The organism is Olleya sp. Ti.3.14, from assembly GCF_038154885.1.
Classification (GTDB): Bacteria; Bacteroidota; Bacteroidia; order Flavobacteriales; family Flavobacteriaceae; genus Olleya.
Genome location: NZ_JBAKAO010000001.1, coordinates 162799 through 180939, shown reverse-complemented (window position 1 = coordinate 180939; position 18141 = coordinate 162799). Strand labels below are relative to the sequence as shown.

The 18141-nt window shown below is 30.0% G+C and carries 15 protein-coding genes and 1 pseudogene; 3 read left to right on the top strand and 13 right to left on the bottom strand.

Features of this window, described 5'->3' with window-relative positions:
• Positions 1-4: 4 nt before the first annotated feature.
• From V6251_RS00840 to V6251_RS00830, 3 genes are all read right to left on the bottom strand, one after another.
• Entirely contained in the window at positions 5-1582 is a 1578-nt protein-coding gene (locus V6251_RS00840) for a DUF6377 domain-containing protein (protein WP_341586567.1), read from the bottom strand.
• A 227-nt stretch (positions 1583-1809) separates the two neighbouring features.
• On the bottom strand, positions 1810-2232 hold the full coding sequence (locus V6251_RS00835) for a hypothetical protein (RefSeq protein ID WP_341586566.1): 423 nt from the start codon (positions 2230-2232) through the stop codon (positions 1810-1812).
• Between the two features lie 133 nt (positions 2233-2365).
• Positions 2366-3706 (bottom strand): GAF domain-containing sensor histidine kinase, encoded by a 1341-nt coding sequence (locus V6251_RS00830; protein ID WP_341586565.1) that lies wholly within the window; start codon positions 3704-3706, stop codon positions 2366-2368.
• A 302-nt stretch (positions 3707-4008) separates the two neighbouring features.
• On the opposite strand from V6251_RS00830, the gene V6251_RS00825 reads away from it, so the two are divergent.
• Positions 4009-4869 (top strand): outer membrane beta-barrel protein, encoded by an 861-nt coding sequence (locus V6251_RS00825; protein ID WP_341586564.1) that lies wholly within the window; start codon positions 4009-4011, stop codon positions 4867-4869.
• Between the two features lie 132 nt (positions 4870-5001).
• Here the strand turns inward: V6251_RS00825 and V6251_RS00820 are convergent, their stop codons facing one another.
• Both V6251_RS00820 and V6251_RS00815 read right to left on the bottom strand, forming a co-directional pair.
• The gene (locus V6251_RS00820; RefSeq protein WP_341586563.1) at positions 5002-6048 is read right to left on the bottom strand and encodes an ArsO family NAD(P)H-dependent flavin-containing monooxygenase; all 1047 of its coding nucleotides are present in this window, start codon (positions 6046-6048) and stop codon (positions 5002-5004) included.
• Between the two features lie 51 nt (positions 6049-6099).
• Positions 6100-7110: pseudogene (locus V6251_RS00815) on the bottom strand (LLM class flavin-dependent oxidoreductase).
• Positions 7111-7338: 228 nt separating this feature from the next.
• Between V6251_RS00815 and thiE the strand changes: the two are divergent.
• Positions 7339-7983 carry a thiamine phosphate synthase gene (gene thiE, locus V6251_RS00810; protein WP_341586562.1) on the top strand — a complete coding sequence of 215 codons (645 nt, stop codon included), beginning with the start codon at positions 7339-7341 and terminating at the stop codon, positions 7981-7983.
• Between the two features lie 93 nt (positions 7984-8076).
• Here thiE and V6251_RS00805 read toward each other — a convergent pair whose 3' ends face one another.
• Positions 8077-9939 (bottom strand): OmpA family protein, encoded by a 1863-nt coding sequence (locus V6251_RS00805; RefSeq protein WP_341586561.1) that lies wholly within the window; start codon positions 9937-9939, stop codon positions 8077-8079.
• Positions 9940-10369: 430 nt separating this feature from the next.
• Here V6251_RS00805 and V6251_RS00800 point away from each other — a divergent pair, with 430 nt between their 5' ends.
• On the top strand, positions 10370-11269 hold the full coding sequence (locus tag V6251_RS00800) for an EamA family transporter (RefSeq protein WP_341586560.1): 900 nt from the start codon (positions 10370-10372) through the stop codon (positions 11267-11269).
• Here the strand turns inward: V6251_RS00800 and V6251_RS00795 are convergent.
• The 7 genes from V6251_RS00795 to kefF form a co-directional block, all read right to left on the bottom strand.
• The gene (locus tag V6251_RS00795; protein ID WP_341586559.1) at positions 11266-11922 is read right to left on the bottom strand and encodes an aspartate/glutamate racemase family protein; all 657 of its coding nucleotides are present in this window, start codon (positions 11920-11922) and stop codon (positions 11266-11268) included. The genes V6251_RS00800 and V6251_RS00795 overlap by 4 nt on opposite strands.
• Positions 11919-12866, bottom strand: coding sequence for an L-histidine N(alpha)-methyltransferase (locus V6251_RS00790; RefSeq protein ID WP_341586558.1), 948 nt, complete (start codon positions 12864-12866; stop codon positions 11919-11921). Before V6251_RS00790 ends, V6251_RS00795 begins: the two co-directional genes overlap by 4 nt.
• Positions 12867-12869: 3 nt before the next feature.
• Positions 12870-14018, bottom strand: coding sequence for an ergothioneine biosynthesis protein EgtB (egtB, locus tag V6251_RS00785; RefSeq protein WP_341586557.1), 1149 nt, complete (start codon positions 14016-14018; stop codon positions 12870-12872).
• Positions 14019-14024: 6 nt separating this feature from the next.
• Complete coding sequence (locus V6251_RS00780) at positions 14025-14426, bottom strand: nuclear transport factor 2 family protein (RefSeq protein ID WP_341587159.1); 402 nt, start codon at positions 14424-14426, stop codon at positions 14025-14027.
• 334 nt (positions 14427-14760) lie between these two features.
• A complete protein-coding gene (locus V6251_RS00775) occupies positions 14761-15639 on the bottom strand; it encodes a helix-turn-helix domain-containing protein (protein ID WP_341586556.1) in 879 nt (292 codons plus the stop codon).
• Positions 15640-15647: 8 nt separating this feature from the next.
• On the bottom strand, positions 15648-17537 hold the full coding sequence (locus V6251_RS00770; RefSeq protein ID WP_341586555.1) for a monovalent cation:proton antiporter-2 (CPA2) family protein: 1890 nt from the start codon (positions 17535-17537) through the stop codon (positions 15648-15650).
• Positions 17537-18136 carry a glutathione-regulated potassium-efflux system oxidoreductase KefF gene (kefF, locus tag V6251_RS00765; protein WP_341586554.1) on the bottom strand — a complete coding sequence of 200 codons (600 nt, stop codon included), beginning with the start codon at positions 18134-18136 and terminating at the stop codon, positions 17537-17539. Before kefF ends, V6251_RS00770 begins: the two co-directional genes overlap by 1 nt.
• Positions 18137-18141: the final 5 nt, after the last annotated feature.

The following is an 18141-nucleotide window of genomic DNA, read 5'->3' as shown; positions in this document are numbered from 1 at the left end:
ATTTTTAGATAGATTTTATCATCTTCTCAAAATTTGTTTTATCAATTGCAGATTTATTAATAGCTGCTCTGTAATTATAAATGGTATTTACAGAATACCTTAAGATTTTTGCAATTCTTGAACTATTATCAATTCCTAATTTGATAAGTGCCAAGATTCTTAATTCTGTATTTAATTGGTTTATATCTGTTAATTCAATTTGATGGTCTGGTTTTAGTAACTTATTGACTTCTGACAAAAAATTTGGATAAATATGTAAAAATGAACTATCAAAATTGTTATTAAAAATTTCTAATTCTTCATCAATTAGTCTTTTAGATTTTGATAATTTAAGCAACGCATTCATTTGATTTGCATTAACATATTTGCTTACCAATTTTCTGTAAACATCTAATTTGGTGATGTATTCTGAATACAGATTTACAAAATTACCAATGTAATGTTCCTTAATTTTATCTACTTCTGAGAGCTCTAAATAAAGATTTTTAAGTTCTTGATTAGATGTATTAAGCTTTTTATTAAAAACTATAAGTTGATTATTAGCAATTTTAAGTTTATCCTTGGCTTCTGATACTTTTTTGATTTGCTTATAAACTGTATAAATTGCTATTAGTAAAAACGCAGCTAAAACACTAATAAAAACTAAAGAGTATTCTAACTTTTGCTTTTGCTTTGCAGTTTTTAGTTCGTAGGCTTTTGTAATTAAAGGCATATTATTAGCAATATCTACAAAACGTAAACGCGAATTATAAAACTCAGCATCATTGTAAGAAAAATTAATGTATTTATGTGCTCTGTCAATATCACCTTCAGAAAAAAGTATTTTAGCTAAAGTCCCCATTGATGCGTTATCCTTTACAGACGCTTGAATATCTGATATTGCAGAGTGTATTAAATACTCTTTTTGTTTAGTTAATTGGTTATTTAACTCATACAACAAGGATCTTTCAAAAGTTATTAAAGAGTATAAACGAGAACCTAATTTAACTTTACCAAGTCTTTGTGAATTGACTTTAAAAGCCTTGTCCAAATTTCGTTTATCTCTATATTCCTTTTCTTTAAGTCTTAAGGCTTCCTCAGAGTCAGGTTTAAGTCTATCATATAATGAGTCTTGATAGGCTTTGTATAACTCTAAATATATTAATTTATTGCTATTTACTGCTGTATTATAGGATAGGCCAGAATAACCTTCTTTATGAGCAATAAAATAATTATTTAGTAAAGATTTTGGTAGTGCGTTTCTTTTTATTTTACTTAAGGCATCAATAGATTCTTTAAATCGTCCTGTGTTAACTAATAATAATCCCATTTTTAAGATGGCTTTATCTAGTAACTCATCATTATTAAGCAATTTTCCAATCTCTATGTTTTTTTCTATATATTCTAATGCTTTATTAAAACTGTAAAATTGATACTCCTCAAAAATAGCATTGTTAATTATGTACTGGTCATTGAGGTTAGAAGTATTACTTACTTTTTTAATTAAGCTATCTATTTGTGCTTCCTTTTCTAAATCATACATTTTATAATTACGCATCTTTAATTCTAAACTACTAATGATAGAATCTAGATTTTGAGACAAAAGATTATTTTGAAATAACAATAGAAATAAGATACAAAAAGTCAACTTCAAATTAAAATGGTGTTTTAGAAAAAATTATAGCGAATTTACCTCTAAAATAATGATAAAAAAGGATCTTTTAATATTTTAAAATGTAGCTACTACTTTTTGAAAAGCACCATTATTTTAAAATAAAAAGATTATGACTAAACTATAGACATGAAAATCGCTTAGTATTTAAATTACAATTAATCCACAACAACAGCATCAATACAAGTCCATCCTAAAGAGTTAAAATCTTTAATATCTGTTGTTTCATCCGTAAATTTGTCTACCGTTATTGTTTGTTTTGGTTTTAGAGTGTCAGATATTTTAATAAGCGTTTTATGTATAATCGTGTTGGTTTTGGAATAATATTGGACTTCAATTGTACAATCCTTATAAGTTGAATATTTTGAGGTGTTAGTAAGCATCAAGCTTAATTGGTAACCAGCTTGTGTTTGCCTCTTACGATAGCTACCTGTGGCTTCAATTTTAGGTTTAATCAACTCTTTTTCGGAAGCGATTTCAAGTTGTATTTGTGCTGCTTCTAATTGTTGTTGCTTTGATTTTTCGCTTTCGCAATTGCATAATATAAGTGCAAGTAATAATAGCGTAATGGTATGCTTCATAAAAAATAACTCGAGTTAATTATAATTTAGGTATTTATTTTGATGTAAAAATAATACACAAGAGTTATATTACACAATAGATTTACTTATAAAAATAGGAGAGGTAAATATAATTATTAGCCCACAATTTAGATTAGTTTTTTAATAACGTAAAATAAAATGTGGTACCACTACCCTCTTGACTATCTACCCAAATAGAACCTTTATAGTAAGTAATTATTTTTTTTACAATAGATAAGCCAATACCAGAGGACGATCCTGTACTTTCTAATTTAGTAAAGACTTTAAAAATTTTGTCGTAATAATCAGATTTAATACCAATACCATTGTCTTTGACAAAAAACTGATAACGATCATCATGATCTGTGTAACCAACTTGTATACTTCCTTTTTCTGGATTACCATATTTTATGGCATTTTGTATCAAATTTTGAAACACTTGTTTAAAACGCCAAGCATTACCATGTATGCTTGGTAAATTATCTTGCACTGTAATAGTAACGTGACTTGGTACTAATAAGGTCTGTATAACCTCGTCCACGATAAGATTAAAATCAATAGATTTATCTTCTGCCTCAAGTCTGTCAATGGTTGAGTAATCTAAAATTCCTTTAATTAAAAAATCCATTTTTTCTACATTAAACAACACTTGATGTAATGGTGTTAATGCTGCATCATCCAAAACGTCTTTATGATCTTCCATAAACCAACTAATAAGTGTATGGATATTAATTAATGGCGCTTTTAAATCGTGAGATACGACATGAGCATATTCATTTAACTCTTCATTTTGACGGGATAAAAACTGTAATAACTCTTCCTTTTTAGCTTCTTGCGCTTTAATGCGTTCTTCATTTTCTTTTCGCTGTATAATGTTGACTAACATATTAGCAAAAACAAATAAGATTTCTTTTTCTTGATCATTATATTTATTGATTTGTTTAACGGAGTCAAATCCGATAAAACCAATCAATTCTTTGTTTTTAAACTTAGGTATGGTAATCAAACTTTTTATGCCTTGTGGCTCTAAAACAGCACGCAAACCTTGTTCTCCATCATCTGGTAATAAACTGACATCTTCAACAAAAAAGGCTTCCCCTTTTTTATGAGCTTTTACCCATTGCGGAAAGTAATTTAAAGGCACTTGCTGTAAGTTATCTATTTCAGGCTCTACTCCTTTTGCGCACCACTCATAAGTATTGGATGTTGTATTACTTACAAAATCGTATGAAAAAATATAACTTCTATCAGACTCTACAAACTCACAAATCTGTTGTAAGGATTTGTTAATCAGGTTATTTATGTCTGATAAATCCGAATTAATGTATTGTGTAGAAATACTAATTAGCAACTCTTGAAAACGAATTTGTCGCTCTATAATTTTATCTTTTTCTAATTGTTTTAAATAATTTAATTTATTGGTTTTAAGTTGTTCTGAGTGAGTTCCTAAAGGGTCTTGATAATCATTTTTCATAGCACTAATCAGAATTTTAAATGCGGTTAAGTTAGTTTGGTTTTACTAATATAATATTTACATTTTTAAAACTAATATTATCCATGTTCAAATTAACATTTTTTTTCTACAACCTTTTAACAACGATAGTTTACTTAAGTATTTGATTAGCAAATTAGTCTGTATTTACACCAAGAGATTAACTATTTTTAAAGCTAATTTGTATATAAATAAAGTATATTTGTATAGGTTGAAATTGAAGTAAAATAGCTGTAAATTCAATCTTACTTTTTTACATAAAATAATTTTCAAATCAAACAATTATGAAACAATTTGGAATAGTGTTAACAGCACTATTAATTAGTGGTCTATCATTTGCTCAATTAGAAGTCTCTTTAAGTACAGGTTATGCTGTTGGAAGTGCTGGAATGAAATTAGGAGAATCTATTAACCTATCAGAAACAGAAAACTCTTATGGTAGTTATGGAGAAGGTGCAAATGTACAACTAAGAGGGACTTATTATTTTAATGAGTCTTTTGGTGTAGATTTAGGTTTAGGATATTTACATGGTACTGACCAAACGGTATCCGAAGTTAATGTTCCAAATCGTGAAGTAGATGCTGTTGCTAGAGCACGTGCTTTTGGAGCATCAACATCTATAGTATATAAATTTACAAACAATATTTATGGTCGTTTTGGTGCTTTATTAAAATTAGGAGGAAAAACTGAAGCTGTAGTATATGATAAATCAGTACTTTCTCAGGCAGAAGCTGATGCTTTTGGAATCCCTTTAGGGTCTTACTCTGAAACGAATTATAAAGAAGATTTTCATGGACATTTTCCATTAGGATTTGTAGGTGCTTTAGGTTATAAATTTAACCTAAATGATAACTTAAATTTATTTGTTGAAGCTGAGTATTACGGAATTAGCTTAAAGCGTAAAGACTCTGAAATTACAGAATTTAATACAGATGTAGTTTTACCTGATGGTACTGTTGCATTTGCTGGTTTTTATAACATAGATAATTTACCAAACGATTATAATAAAGAAACAACGTATGTAGATAATTTATCTAATTCAAATACGGATTCATCTAGAAAATTATCTCAAAAAGTACCATATTCGTCATTCGGAATTAACTTCGGAATTACCTATAAATTTAAAAGCAGTTCTAAAAAATAATAAGTCTTTTAAATAGTACCTATTAAAAAAATAAAGCCTATTAAAACGTGATTTTGATAGGTTTTTTTTTGTGCTGGAAATTTGAAGGTTTTTAATTTGAAATACAAAATTACTTGATTGATGATTAGAATGTTAAGATCTTAAAATCGAAACTATATTATTAACAGTATGCCTTGCTGTTTTGCCGACACCGTAAATAGTCGCAGATGCAAATCCAGTCCAACTACCATAACCAACTAACCATAAATTTGGTAACTTTTTACACTTAGTATAACTGGTCTCTATTTTATTATTTTCAATAATATCCAAGGACTCTAAATGTTTTAAGTTAGCCTTAAAACCAGTGCACCAAATCACTGCGTCAAATGCAGTTTTATCTCCATTTTCCCAAACAACTCCATTATCGTAAAAAGAAGAAAAAGGACGTTTAGACGATAGTACACCTCTACCTCTAGCCTCTTTTACGCTTTGCACCATGACAATATCACTTAACGATGTTTTTAAACCAGCATTAGTATTACCTGTTTTTCCATAAAACTTGTCTGTAGCATCATTAAATAAATAGCGACCATCAATATCATCAGGTAAAAAATTAGGCTCAGTTATAGTAACCCATTGGGTTTTTGAAACTTTAGAAACTTCTGCTAAAACTTGTGCTCCCGAGTTTCCGCCTCCTACTATTAATACACTTTTTTTATTATAGGAATCTGCATTTTTATATTCTGAAGAGTGTATCATGGTTCCTAAAAACAACTCTTGCTTAGGATATGTTGGTATATAAGGGTTTTGCGCAGTTCCTGTAGCACTAACTAAGGTTTTACAGTAATACGTTACCGTATTTGTTTCAAGTTTATAACCAAACGCTGTTTTATGTACAGCGGTTACTTTAGTACTTCTTTTAATATTTAAATCGTAACGTTTTTCATATTGCTTTAAATACTCAATAAAACTTGTTTTACTAGGATATTCGGTTTCGCCTTCAGGCATTCCCCAACCAGATAATGAGCTGAATTGTGTTGGAGAAAACAACTTTAAACTGTCCCAAGTATTTGTCCATGATCCACCTGCTTGATCTTGATCGTCCAAAACTAAATATTCAATTTTATAACGTCTTAAAAAATAGGCGACAGACAAACCTGCCTGACCACCACCAATAACAAGTGTTTCGTATATTTTCATTAAAACTAAAAGATTAGTAAAGCTTCATCATTAAAAGTACAAAAATTAATGCTAATCAGTATTTAGCTCATCCATGATTTCTGCAAATAATTGATACGATTTAATACGGTCGTTAATATCATAAATATTAGTAACAGCAATAAGCTCGTCAGCTTTAGTCTTCTCCATAAATGCTTTAATTTTAGGCTTTACAGTATCTTTGCTACCAATAAAAGAATACTTTAACATTTGATGTACCTGAGGATTTTTTAAAATCTCTTTGTAATACTCTGTCATCTCTGTTGGTGGTTGCACTGCTTGTCTTTTGCCTGTAAATAATCCAACAATCATACTAATTAAAGAGGTAAATAAGCGCTCTGCTTCTTCATCTGTATCTGCAATAATAATATTTAGTCCAACAATTACATAAGGAATTTGCAACACTGATGAAGGCTGAAATTTAGTTCTATAAATATCTAAAGCATCCCATAAATGAGTTGTCGCAAAGTGACTTGCAAATGCATAAGGCAATCCCTTTTTAGAGGCTAAATGTGCACTATCTGTACTAGATCCTAAAATGTAAATAGGCACTGAGACACCTTCTGCTACTGTAGCTCTTACTTTGGACGTTGCATTATCTGCTGAAAAATATTGCTGAATTTGTCCTACCATATTAGGAAATGCGTGTGCAGCTTCCATAAAATCAGATCTAATAGCTTCTGCTGTTTCACGATCTGTTCCAGGTGCTCTGCCTAAACCTAAATCTATACGATTTGGATATAGTGTTGCTAAAGTTCCAAATTGCTCTGCAACTATTAAAGGAGAATGGTTTGGTAGCATGATTCCACCAGAACCAATGGTAATTTTAGTTGTACCCTGAGCAACATAACCAATTAATATGGAGGTTGCAGTACTACCAATATTTGTAGAGTTGTGGTGCTCTGCTAACCAATATCTTTTATAACCAAAGTTTTCTGCTTGTTGTGCTAAATGTAACGCGTTAGCATAAGTTTGCTATAGTGTGTGATCTTGAGACACTAACGCTAAATCTAAAATAGAATATGATGTTTTTTGAGTTTTCATAGTTTGAATATGTGCTATTATAAGTCTGTTTAAGACCTTAAATATTACAACTACAAAGTTACATAACATAGTACTGCTAAGGTTGTATGTGTATACTAAACTTTTGCTAAAGCCTTCTTAATAAATTATAATAGTTGTGCGCATTAAGAAAGACTTAAGTGTTTATAATAGTTGTATTTTTGTGTTTTAATATCCAAAACACGGTTGTAACAAGAAAGTATTAAACACATGATTATACCTAAATTACATTATATAACGCAAGGCGATTCCCCTAAACAAATTTTGGAAAATGTCCAAAAGGCATGTACCTCTGGAGCAGAATTAGTACAATTGCGTTACAAAAATGTGTCTGAAAAAAAGTTTTTAAAATTGGCTGAAGCGGTTATAAAAATAACATCTCATTATCAGACAAGATTAATTATAAATGACCATTATAAAATAGCTAAAACGATTAAAGCAGATGGAGTCCATTTAGGACCTTCAGACACTTGTCCAACTATTGCTAGAAAACACTTATATACTTGGCAAAGTATTGGAGGTACTGCTAATACTTTAGAAGACTGCGAAACTTTAATCACTAAAGAAGTTGATTATATTAGTTTAGGACCTTTTAGATTTACTGATACTAAAGCCAATGTAGGACCAATTCTAGGTTTAGAAGGTTATACTGCAATTATGGATGTATTAAATACAACAACGCCAATTATTGGTGTTGGAGGAATTACAACTTCAGATATTGAAGCTATTTTAAAAACGGGAATTTCTGGTGTTGCTGTGTCAACTGAGATTACTAAAAACTTTGATAGTATAAAAACATTTAACCAATTGCTTAAAGCATCTGTTATAGCAGAACAACGTCATACTTTTGAATAATTCATAATAACATTAAGTTTTATAAAACAAAAAAGCTATCATAATTTTAATTATGATAGCTTTTTTTTAAGCTGTAATTTAAGAATTAACTAATTAGTTAATCTTAATAGTTAATACACCTCTTCTGTTTTCTGCTCTACCAGCAGCAGTTGTATTAGTAGATGCTGGTTGCGTTTCTCCTACTCCTGTAGTTGTAATAGTATCTGAAGCTAATCCTTTAGAAACTAAGTAAGCTTTAATAGCCTGAGCTCTTTTTATAGAAAGATTGTAATTATAATTTACACCACCTTTATTATCTGCGTGACCAACAATAGATACGTTGTAAGTTTCATCTTTAGTCATGTTAGACGTTAATTGATCTAATATTATTTTAGCATTTAAATCAAGTTCGGCACTATCATAAGCAAAGTATACTTTTCTTTCGCCTTCAATAGGGTTAGCCACTGGCTTAACGTCTTTAACAACAACAGGACAACCGTTATCTGTACCTTTTATCTCAGGACAGTTATCTTTATTATCAGGGAAACCGTCACCATCAGTATCTGGACATCCACCAAATTCAACAAGACCTTTTACTTCAGGACATAAATCGTCTTTATCAGCAACACCATCACCATCCGTATCAGGACATCCACCAAGACTAGCTAATCCTGCAACTTCTGGACAAACATCATACTCGTTTGGTACACCATCTCCATCAATATCATTATTTACTTCTTCTTTAGCGTTTCCATTACCTAATTTATACACGATACCTAAGCTATGTGCAAAATGTTTTGGTAAGTAATCTTTAAAAGCATGCTTATAAGTAGTTTGTAAGTTTAATCCAAAATCATCATTAATACTATATTTTAAACCAACTGCACCATTAACAGTTCCTGCACCAACTAAATCTGAACCGTTTGCTGCATAAGAGGTATTATAAGGACCTTCTTCAATCCAAGTATAACCACCACCAACTGCTAAAAATGGTTGTAAATCGTTTTTACCAAATGCATAGTTAATCATACCATCTAATCCGTAATACTTAAGGTTGTCTACTAAAACGCTTTCATCTGCACTACCTAAATCACCCCATTTAGTTAACTCGTTTAATGTACCTCTTGCAGTAATAGATAAGTTTTTGTTGAAGTTTTTAGTAACACCAACATACACACCTAAGTTCCAGTGATCGTTAAGGTTAAAAAATTCGTCAAAATAATCACCTTGTGGCGCATTTTCTCCAACAGGATAAACATCAATAGCACTTACACCAGTTTCAAAAGACCAACGTTTGTCGTTTTTAGAATCTGTAACTGACATGTCAGCACTATTTTCTTCCTTAATAGTATCTTGATTTAAGCTATAAACTAAACCTAAACTGTGTGCCCAATGTTTAGTTAAATAGTCTTCAAATGAGTGTTTATATGTAGTCTGTAAGTTAATACCAAATCTATTAGAAACGTTATAACGTAATCCTAAAGCTCCATTTACAGTACCAGCACCAACTAAGTCTGATCCGTTAGCAGCAAAAGAAGTGTTGTATGGACCTTCTTCTATCCAAGTGTAACCACCACCAACTGCTAAAAAAGGTTGTAATTTACCTTTACCAAAAGCATAATTGATCATAGCGTCTAAACCATAATATTTAAGGTTATCAACTAATACACTTTCATCAGCAGTACCTAAATCTCCCCATTTGCTAATTTCACTAAAGGTACCTCTAGCAGAAAGTGATAAGTTATTATTAAAGTTTCTAGTAATTCCAACATAAACACCGTAATTCCAGTGATCGTTAAGATTTAAAAATTCGTCTAAATAATCTCCTTGCGGAAAATCTTCTCCGACAGGATAAACATCAATTGCAGTAAAACCAGTTTCAAAAGACCAAGTCTTTTCTGTGTTTTGTGCAAAAGAAAATTGCATACTAAATACTAGTATAAGTGTTAATGATAAAATGTTGTAATACTGTTTCATATTCAAATTATTTTTTATTTTAAAAATTAATTAAGCCGGCAAATTAACAACAATTGAAATCAATAAAAGACAAAAATTTTAATGAAATAATTAGCTGTCAAAACCCACAATTATCGAAATAATAATGTTTTTGAATTAGAGTGTGGAATCGTTAATTAATTATGTTTAAATATGGTTTAAGTCTAATGTTTTTAGTGCTTAGCTAGTAAATGCATAAAAGTTAAATTAGTCATAAAACCGAAAAAAAGTGTTTGCATTATTAGTAGGAAATTCCATTCAAACGATTAACAGTAAAAAAGTCCGTTGTAGTAAAAATCTTATCAAATTTAAAATGTATTTTTTTGATTAAAATTTAATTTTTGACTGTGTAAAACGTTTAAAAATATCAGTTTTAGTATTTCAAAATCTGTTAAAAAACTATATTCGCAGCATGTGGATGTATTTAGGTTTATTAGCAGCTCTTTTTTTAGGATTACATAATTTGTGTAAAAAGCATGCAGTACAAGGTAATGAGGTTTTTCCCGTACTTCTTGGTACCATTGGCTCTGGCTTTTTATTTATTCTTCCGTTTTTTATTGGTTCTGTTTTTTTTCCAGAGGAAACCAAAAACTTGGGATTTTATATTACTAGTATTCCTTGGCAAACACATGGTTTTATATTTATCAAATCAATGATTATGGCTGCGTCATGGATATTAGCCTATCAAGCGTTAAAACACTTACCCATAACTATTGTTACACCCATCCGATCCGCAGGTCCTTTTTTTACTTTTATTGGTGCCATAATTATTTATAACGAAACGCCTAAGTTTTTACAATGGATAGGTTTTTTTCTTATCATATTTTCTGTAATCCTCTATTCTAGAATTGGTAAAAAAGAAGGTATTATATTTAAAAGAAACAAATGGATTTTCGCTATTATTGGAGCAACATTTTTAGGTGCTTCTAGCGGTTTATATGATAAATTTTTGATCCAGAGTTTAAGCCTTAACCCTCAAACGCTACAATTTTGGTTTTGTTGGTATACCATACTAATTTTAATAGTTATATTATCTATTACGTGGTTTCCGTATAAAGTTAAACGAGAAGCGTTTAAATGGCGTTGGACTATTATTGCTGTTGGTATTTTATTACAAGCAGCAGATTATTTTTACTTTAAAGCACTACAAGATCCTGATGCATTAATCATGTTATTATCTGCTATAAAAAGAAGTCAACTTATAATTGCAGTTGTAATTGGAGGTATTGTTTTTAAAGAACATAATAAACGCAAAAAACTAGTTCCTTTATTTGGAATATTATTAGGTGTCTTTTTGATTTTATATTCTTAAATAAAATCTACAGCTTCTTCAAGCTGAATGTTAGCCATGTCATAAACCAATTTATTTTTGGAAATATGTATTACAGACAACTCTGTACATGCCAAAACCACGACTCCGTTTGTTGTATATTTTTTAAGCAGATTATTAAAAATCATTAATTCCTCTTGGGTTTGTTGATTATTATAAACCGAAATTCTTAAATTATCAATTTGAGACATATCCTTTATGTTTGGTTGTAATACCATTATATTTTCCGCTTCAAATTTGGATTTAATATAGTCGGACTGCATGGTATGTCTTGTTCCAAAAAGGGTCACTTTAGCGTGTTTGTTCTTAAGTAATTTAGTAATAGTTTTAGTTATAGGATGAATTATTTTGGTTGAAATATTTAACCTATCAATGGTTTCATGTAAGGTTATATTTGGAATTAAAATAGCGTCTATTTGTAATTTTTCTAGGTTTTTAATACATGATTTTACAATTGTATCTAATTCTGTTGAAGTATTTGGAAGTAAATTGTTTATGGTATTAAAATCTACATTTAGCATTTTAAAAGGACACGTACTAAATCCGCCATAATTTGTATTATAAAAGGTGTTAAGCTGTTGTATATAATACAAGGTTGAAAAACTTCCTAGTCCTAATAATCCTAATGTTTTCATGCTATTTCAAGGATGTAATTAGCAAAATAGTTATTACTATCGCTTAATTTATTTTTTATAATGAATTGAGTATTGGAGATAATATTATTTAGAATTTCATCATTATATTTTCTCGAAATTTCTAAATGAATTTTTTCGTCTTTTGCAAAATGAAAGGTTTTATCAATAGCCTTAATATATACCACTTGGTTTATAATGCTTGTTAGGTAACTTTTAGCAATGCCTTCTTTTTCATTATAAGTTGGTGTGTGTATAAAGTTGTTTCTGTTAAAATCAGCATCTAATTCTTTATTAATTCGGTCTAATAAATTTAAATTAAAAGCAGCTGTAACACCCTGACTGTCGTTATAAGCTGGCAAAACTATAGCTTCAGGTTTTATTAAATCTACACCTAAAAATAGTTTGTCACCTAAGTTTAAATTAGCACTTAAGTTTTGCATAAACACAGCAGCGATATCATCGCTCATATTACCAATATTAGAACCTAAAAAAAGTATAACTTTAGGATGCTTACTATGCTTTAAAGATTCTAAAACCTCAAAATAATCCCCTTGTTTTGTTTTAACTGAAACAGAGGGTAATTCTGTTTTTAAATTGTTTTCAAGATTATCTAAGGCATTTTGAGAAATATCGACAGGTAAATAATCAAAATTATAACCTTCTTTACTTAACAATTTGAGTAGCTCTTTGGTTTTTGTACCATCACCAGCACCTAACTCTATTAATTCAAAATAGGTGCCTTTCTCTAATTTTAAAGATGCTATAATATTAGACGTTTGGTTTTTAAAAATATCATGCTCTGCTCTAGTTAAGTAATATTCTGGCAAACCCATTATTTTAACAAAAAGCGCATCTCCTTTTTTATCGTAAAAATATTTAGATGGTAAATTTTTATGTATTGCGCTTAAACCGTTGTTTACCGCTTCCTTAAATTGTTCTATCATGTATTATTTAACTAATCTAATTCCTGTGTATTGCCAGCGCTCTAATGGACTGAAAAAATTTCTATATGTATTCCTGCTATGGTCTTGTGATGTTGCAACAGATGCGCCACGAAGGACCATTTTGTTACTCATAAACTTTCCGTTATACTCACCTACTGCTCCATTGGCTTTCTCAAAGTTTGGATAAGGAAGGTATGCACTAGCGGTCCATTCCCAACGTTTTCCCCAATTAAGGTTTTTGGAAGCGACTTCCCATTCAAATTCTGATGGTAATCGCATACCTTTCCATTCTGCGTAAGCATTAGCTTCATAAAAGTTAATATGACTTAATATAGCGTTTTTATCCACAGGTTGCAATCCTGCTAAAGTGTAGTAATGCCATTCTTGGTCAATTTTATACCAATATAAAGGTGCATTTACCTGGTTTTTATTAACCCATGACCAACCTTCATCTAACCAAAGATTAAAATCTGAATAACCACCAGCTTCCATAAATTCAATGTAATCTCCATTGGTTACTAAAAAATTATTTATTTCAAAGTCATTAATAAAAACTTTATGTACTCCTAATTCATTATCATAACAAAAATCGTTTCCTTTATAGCCAATCTCATAAACGCCTTCCTTTATTTTAAAGGTTTCTTTAGATTGATTATGATTTTTTAAAAGGTTTTTATCCTTTTTATAAACCGGAAATAATGGATTGTGACCAAACATATATTTAACATCTGTAACCAATAATTCTTGATGTTGTTGCTCGTGGTTTAATCCTAAAGTAATTAAATCTGTTAATTCCTTACTAGAATTTTGAGCTAATAATTTTAAAACATTTTCATCTACATAGCTTCTATAATCCAATACTTCACTAGTAACAGGTCTAGACATATTGCCTCTATTAGATTGTAATATGCGTGATCCTAAAGTATTGTAGTAACTATTAAATAGGAAACTGTAATTATCGTTAAACTCTTTATAATTAGGAAGAAAAGGCTTTAAAATAAACTCTTCAAAAAACCAAGTCGTATGTGCTAGATGCCATTTTGGTGGACTTGCAAAAGCAACCACTTGAATTGAATAATCTTCAACATTTAAATGACTGCAAAACGATACCGTTTGCGCTCTTACCTGTTTAAAATGTGTTGTAATATTCATATAATTTTAATACATCGTGTTATTATGCATAGACGTTTGAGGTATTTGCTGTATACTATCCCAATGTTCTATGATTTTACCATTATCATCAAATTTAAAAAAATCCATTGTAACATACTGGTCGTTATCTGGCCAAATTTGATGTGTGTGTAAAGACACTAAGTCGTTTTCTGCCACAATTCTTACAAAATCGATAGACTTTTCTGGAAATTCTTTATGCATACGATTAAAATAATCTATAAATGCTTGTTTTCCATCTCCAACCATAGGATTGTGTTGCTTATAATTTTCGCCTACATACAACTCCACAGCTTTTTTTGGCTTACCTAAATATGCTGTTTTGTAAAATGCAATTGCGTTTTTTTTATTTTTCTCTAAAGCTTCAGCTTTTGCTTTAAACTTGTCCATAGCTTTTTTTAACTGACCAATTTTTTTAAAAGCATCTTCATCCTGGACAGCTGTAAATGTTATAATGTTTTCTTTTTGTTTATACTTTGCTTTTGCGCCACAAGTTGGGCATGTTCTTACGTCTGACATATTTATAAGTATTTTAAAATGATTTGTTTAATATAAAAAGGCTACCAAATAGATAACCTTTTTTGCTATTAATCAAGTCGGTATATGGTTATATTGTTTACTTATGAACTTTAATTGTTGAATTTTAAAACAAAGTTACTTTTATAACACAATTTATTAAAGGTGTAAATGGTTTTAAAAATGGTAAATGTCGAACCTTATGATATTAAATATAGTCTTTTTTGAAGCTATTTGGGGTGAATTTTGTATGTTTTTTAAAATACTTTACAAAGTTTGTAGGTTCTTCAAAGCCCAAAGAATAAGCTAACTCTGTACTTTTTATTTCCGAATTTAGAAGCAAACGTTTGGCTTCAAGAATAACAAACGCATCTATAAATTGTTTTGCAGTAACACTAACTATGTCTTTACAAATAGTATTTAAGTGCTTATAAGTGATGTTTAGCTTATTGGCATAAAAGTCTGCATTTTTACTTTTAATGTAGTTCTTTTCTAAAAGCGATTTAAACTCTAAAAACCTATTTAATTTATCAGACTTTTTTAAATGAATGGTTTGGTATTCTTTTAACCGTTCTAATTTAGAAAAGATAATGGAATACAAGGCTTTGTATGTGTTTTCCTGATTGTAATCTTCCTCAATATTAGAATATTCTTCATAAAATAATTCTATATAATTTAATACGTTAGACTTTTGAGAAGCTTGAATAATTGGAGAGAACAAATGTGCATTAAACAGCCTAATCAATTCATTTTTTGGTAATGTATTAATATGCTTTTTTAAATAGTCTTCCGTAAATAATATTATATAACCTTGTAATCCTTGGTTAAATTGAAACGCATTTATTTGACCTTTAGATAAGTGAACAATAGTGTTTTGTTTTACTTCGTGCCATACAAAGTCTACTAAATGTTTACTTTGTCCAGCGGTATAAAACACAATCATATTAAAAGCTAATTGATGTGCTTTTTCTGGGTTATGCGCTATCTCATTTTTTCTATCAAAAAGACTTTTAATAGTTAATATTTCAATACCACTATTATCTGGTTTTGAAGAATCAAATTCAATATTTGGAATGTTTTTCTCCATTACTAATTTTATTCTTCTTTAGTTTTTTCTAAAGCTTTTCTAATATGCTCACTATCCCAATGATTATCATAATCTACTATACCACGTTTAAAATCTTCGTTTAAAAATTTTTCTTGTTGCTCTAGCTCTTTTCTTGCTTTAAAAATGTAGTCCTCTTCCCGTTTAGGCTCTGATGCTAGACGCCTTAAACTGTCTTCATCATACTTAATAAAATTCTGAACTTGTCTGTTAAGCGTATATTTTCTGAAACCCATTTTACTCAATACATCCTTTGCTAAAGTTAATGAGGTTTCTAGAGATTCGCGGTAAATATTTTCGTGACCTAGATTAAGTAGTTCATAGGCATCATAACGATTTTTGGTACGAATCATCATTTCTACATGAGGATATTTATCATTCACTATTTTACTAATAGCTTTAGAAACACTTATTTTATTAGTAGCACAAATTATTATTTTAGCTTCTGCAATTCCTGCAGATTCTAATAAATCTAGTCGAGTAGCATCTCCATAGTATACTTCAAAACCCATTTTACGCAAAAAATCGACACGATTAGAGTCATGATCCAGAATGGTAGCTTCCACGCCATGAGAGCGTAAAAAGCGACCAATTGTGCTTCCAAAATGCCCAAAACCTACCAATATTATTTTTTGTGTTTTGGCAATATGATCCATTGGACGTTTAACAGACTCTTTTGTTCCTATTTTAGGAAGAATAAAACGCTCATTAATAATACCAATAATTGGTGTTAGCGACATACTTAACGCTGTAATTACTAATAGCATATCTAGTTGATTTTGTTCTAAAATATTAAGTCCAAATGCAAAAGACAATAATACAAATGCAAACTCACCAACTTGCGCTAAACTAAATGTAAGTAGTAATTTTTGATCTAATTTTAATTTAAAAACAAAACCTGTTATAAATAAAACTGCTGCTTTTAAAAAAACAATTGCTATTAACAAACCTCCAATAATCCATGGGTTTTTAGCAATAACGATAAAGTTTATGGAGGCACCAACAGCCATAAAAAATAAACCTAAAAGTAAATTTTTAAAAGGCTCTAAAGTACTTTCTAACTCGTGCTTATATTCACTATTAGATAATACTACACCACCTAAAAAAGCACCTAACGCAGGACTTATACCAACGTATTCCATTAAAAATGAAATTCCGAAAACAATTAGTAAAGCTGCTGCTATTAATAGTTCTCTAACACCTGTTTTTGCTACTTTGCGTAACATTGGTACAATTAAATAACGACCAGCAACAATAATTAAAACTACAGATAAAATAATAGCAAATGTTTGAAGTCCAATAGGTAACGTCTCTAGTAAATTTGCATGATTGCTATGTTTTTCTGCGGAAGCATTACTATCTGTATTTGATAATAAAGGGATAAAACCCAACATAAAAATAACGATGATGTCTTGAAATAATAGAATAGAAAAGGATGACGTACCAAAAGTCGTATCCATTAAGCCTTTTTCCTTTATTGTCTGCATCGCAATTGCGGTAGATGATAGCGCAACAGCCATAGCAAAAACTAATGCAACTTTCCACTCAAAACCCAATAACGTAAACATAAAATACGAGAGTAACATTGTAAGTCCTACTTGTATTCCTCCCATACCAAGAATGGTTTTTCGCATGTTCCAGAAATTTTTTGGCTCAATTTCTAACCCAATTAAAAATAGCATCATAACCACTCCAAATTCTGCGAAATGCAAAATATCTTCGCCTTCCTTTCCTATAAATCCAAAAACGTAAGGACCTATTAATACTCCAGCGAGTAAATAACCTATTACAGAACTTAAACCTAATCGCTTAGCAATGGACACGCATATAATTGCTCCAGCTAGAAATACTATGGCTTCAAAGAGGATGCTTCCTGTCATTAATATAACGTTTTTAGTTTAGGTATATCATTTAAAAAAGAAAACCCATTACAATCGATTGTGTTTAATTCTTGTTTTAATAAAAAGATCAAACGTTGATATTGTTTAGCGTAATTTGATAAATCTATATCACTTAATTTATGGGTTTCCATAACTGCAAAAGGCAATAAATATTCCATACCACAAAGTTTTGCTGTTTGTTCAAAAGGTCTTAAAAACTGTCTTATAGTAAAACTATTACTACCTTCTGAGCAATATACTTCTCTTGATCCTCCTGTGGTAATAACATTAAGACAAGTTTTGTTTTTTAAAGCATTACCATTTGGTCCATAAGCCCAACCAAACTCTAAAACCATATCAATCCATTGTTTCATTAATGGTGGGCAACTATACCAATACAATGGATGATGCCATATAATTATGTCATGTTTACTTAGTAGTTTTTTTTCTGCTATAACATCAATATTAAAATCAGGATAGCACTCGTACAAATCATGAAAAGTAACACCATCAAGATCTTTAATTTGATTGACAAGTGCAGTGTTAGCTCTAGATTTTTCAAATTTAGGATGCGAAAAGAGTACTAATATATTTTTCATTTAAT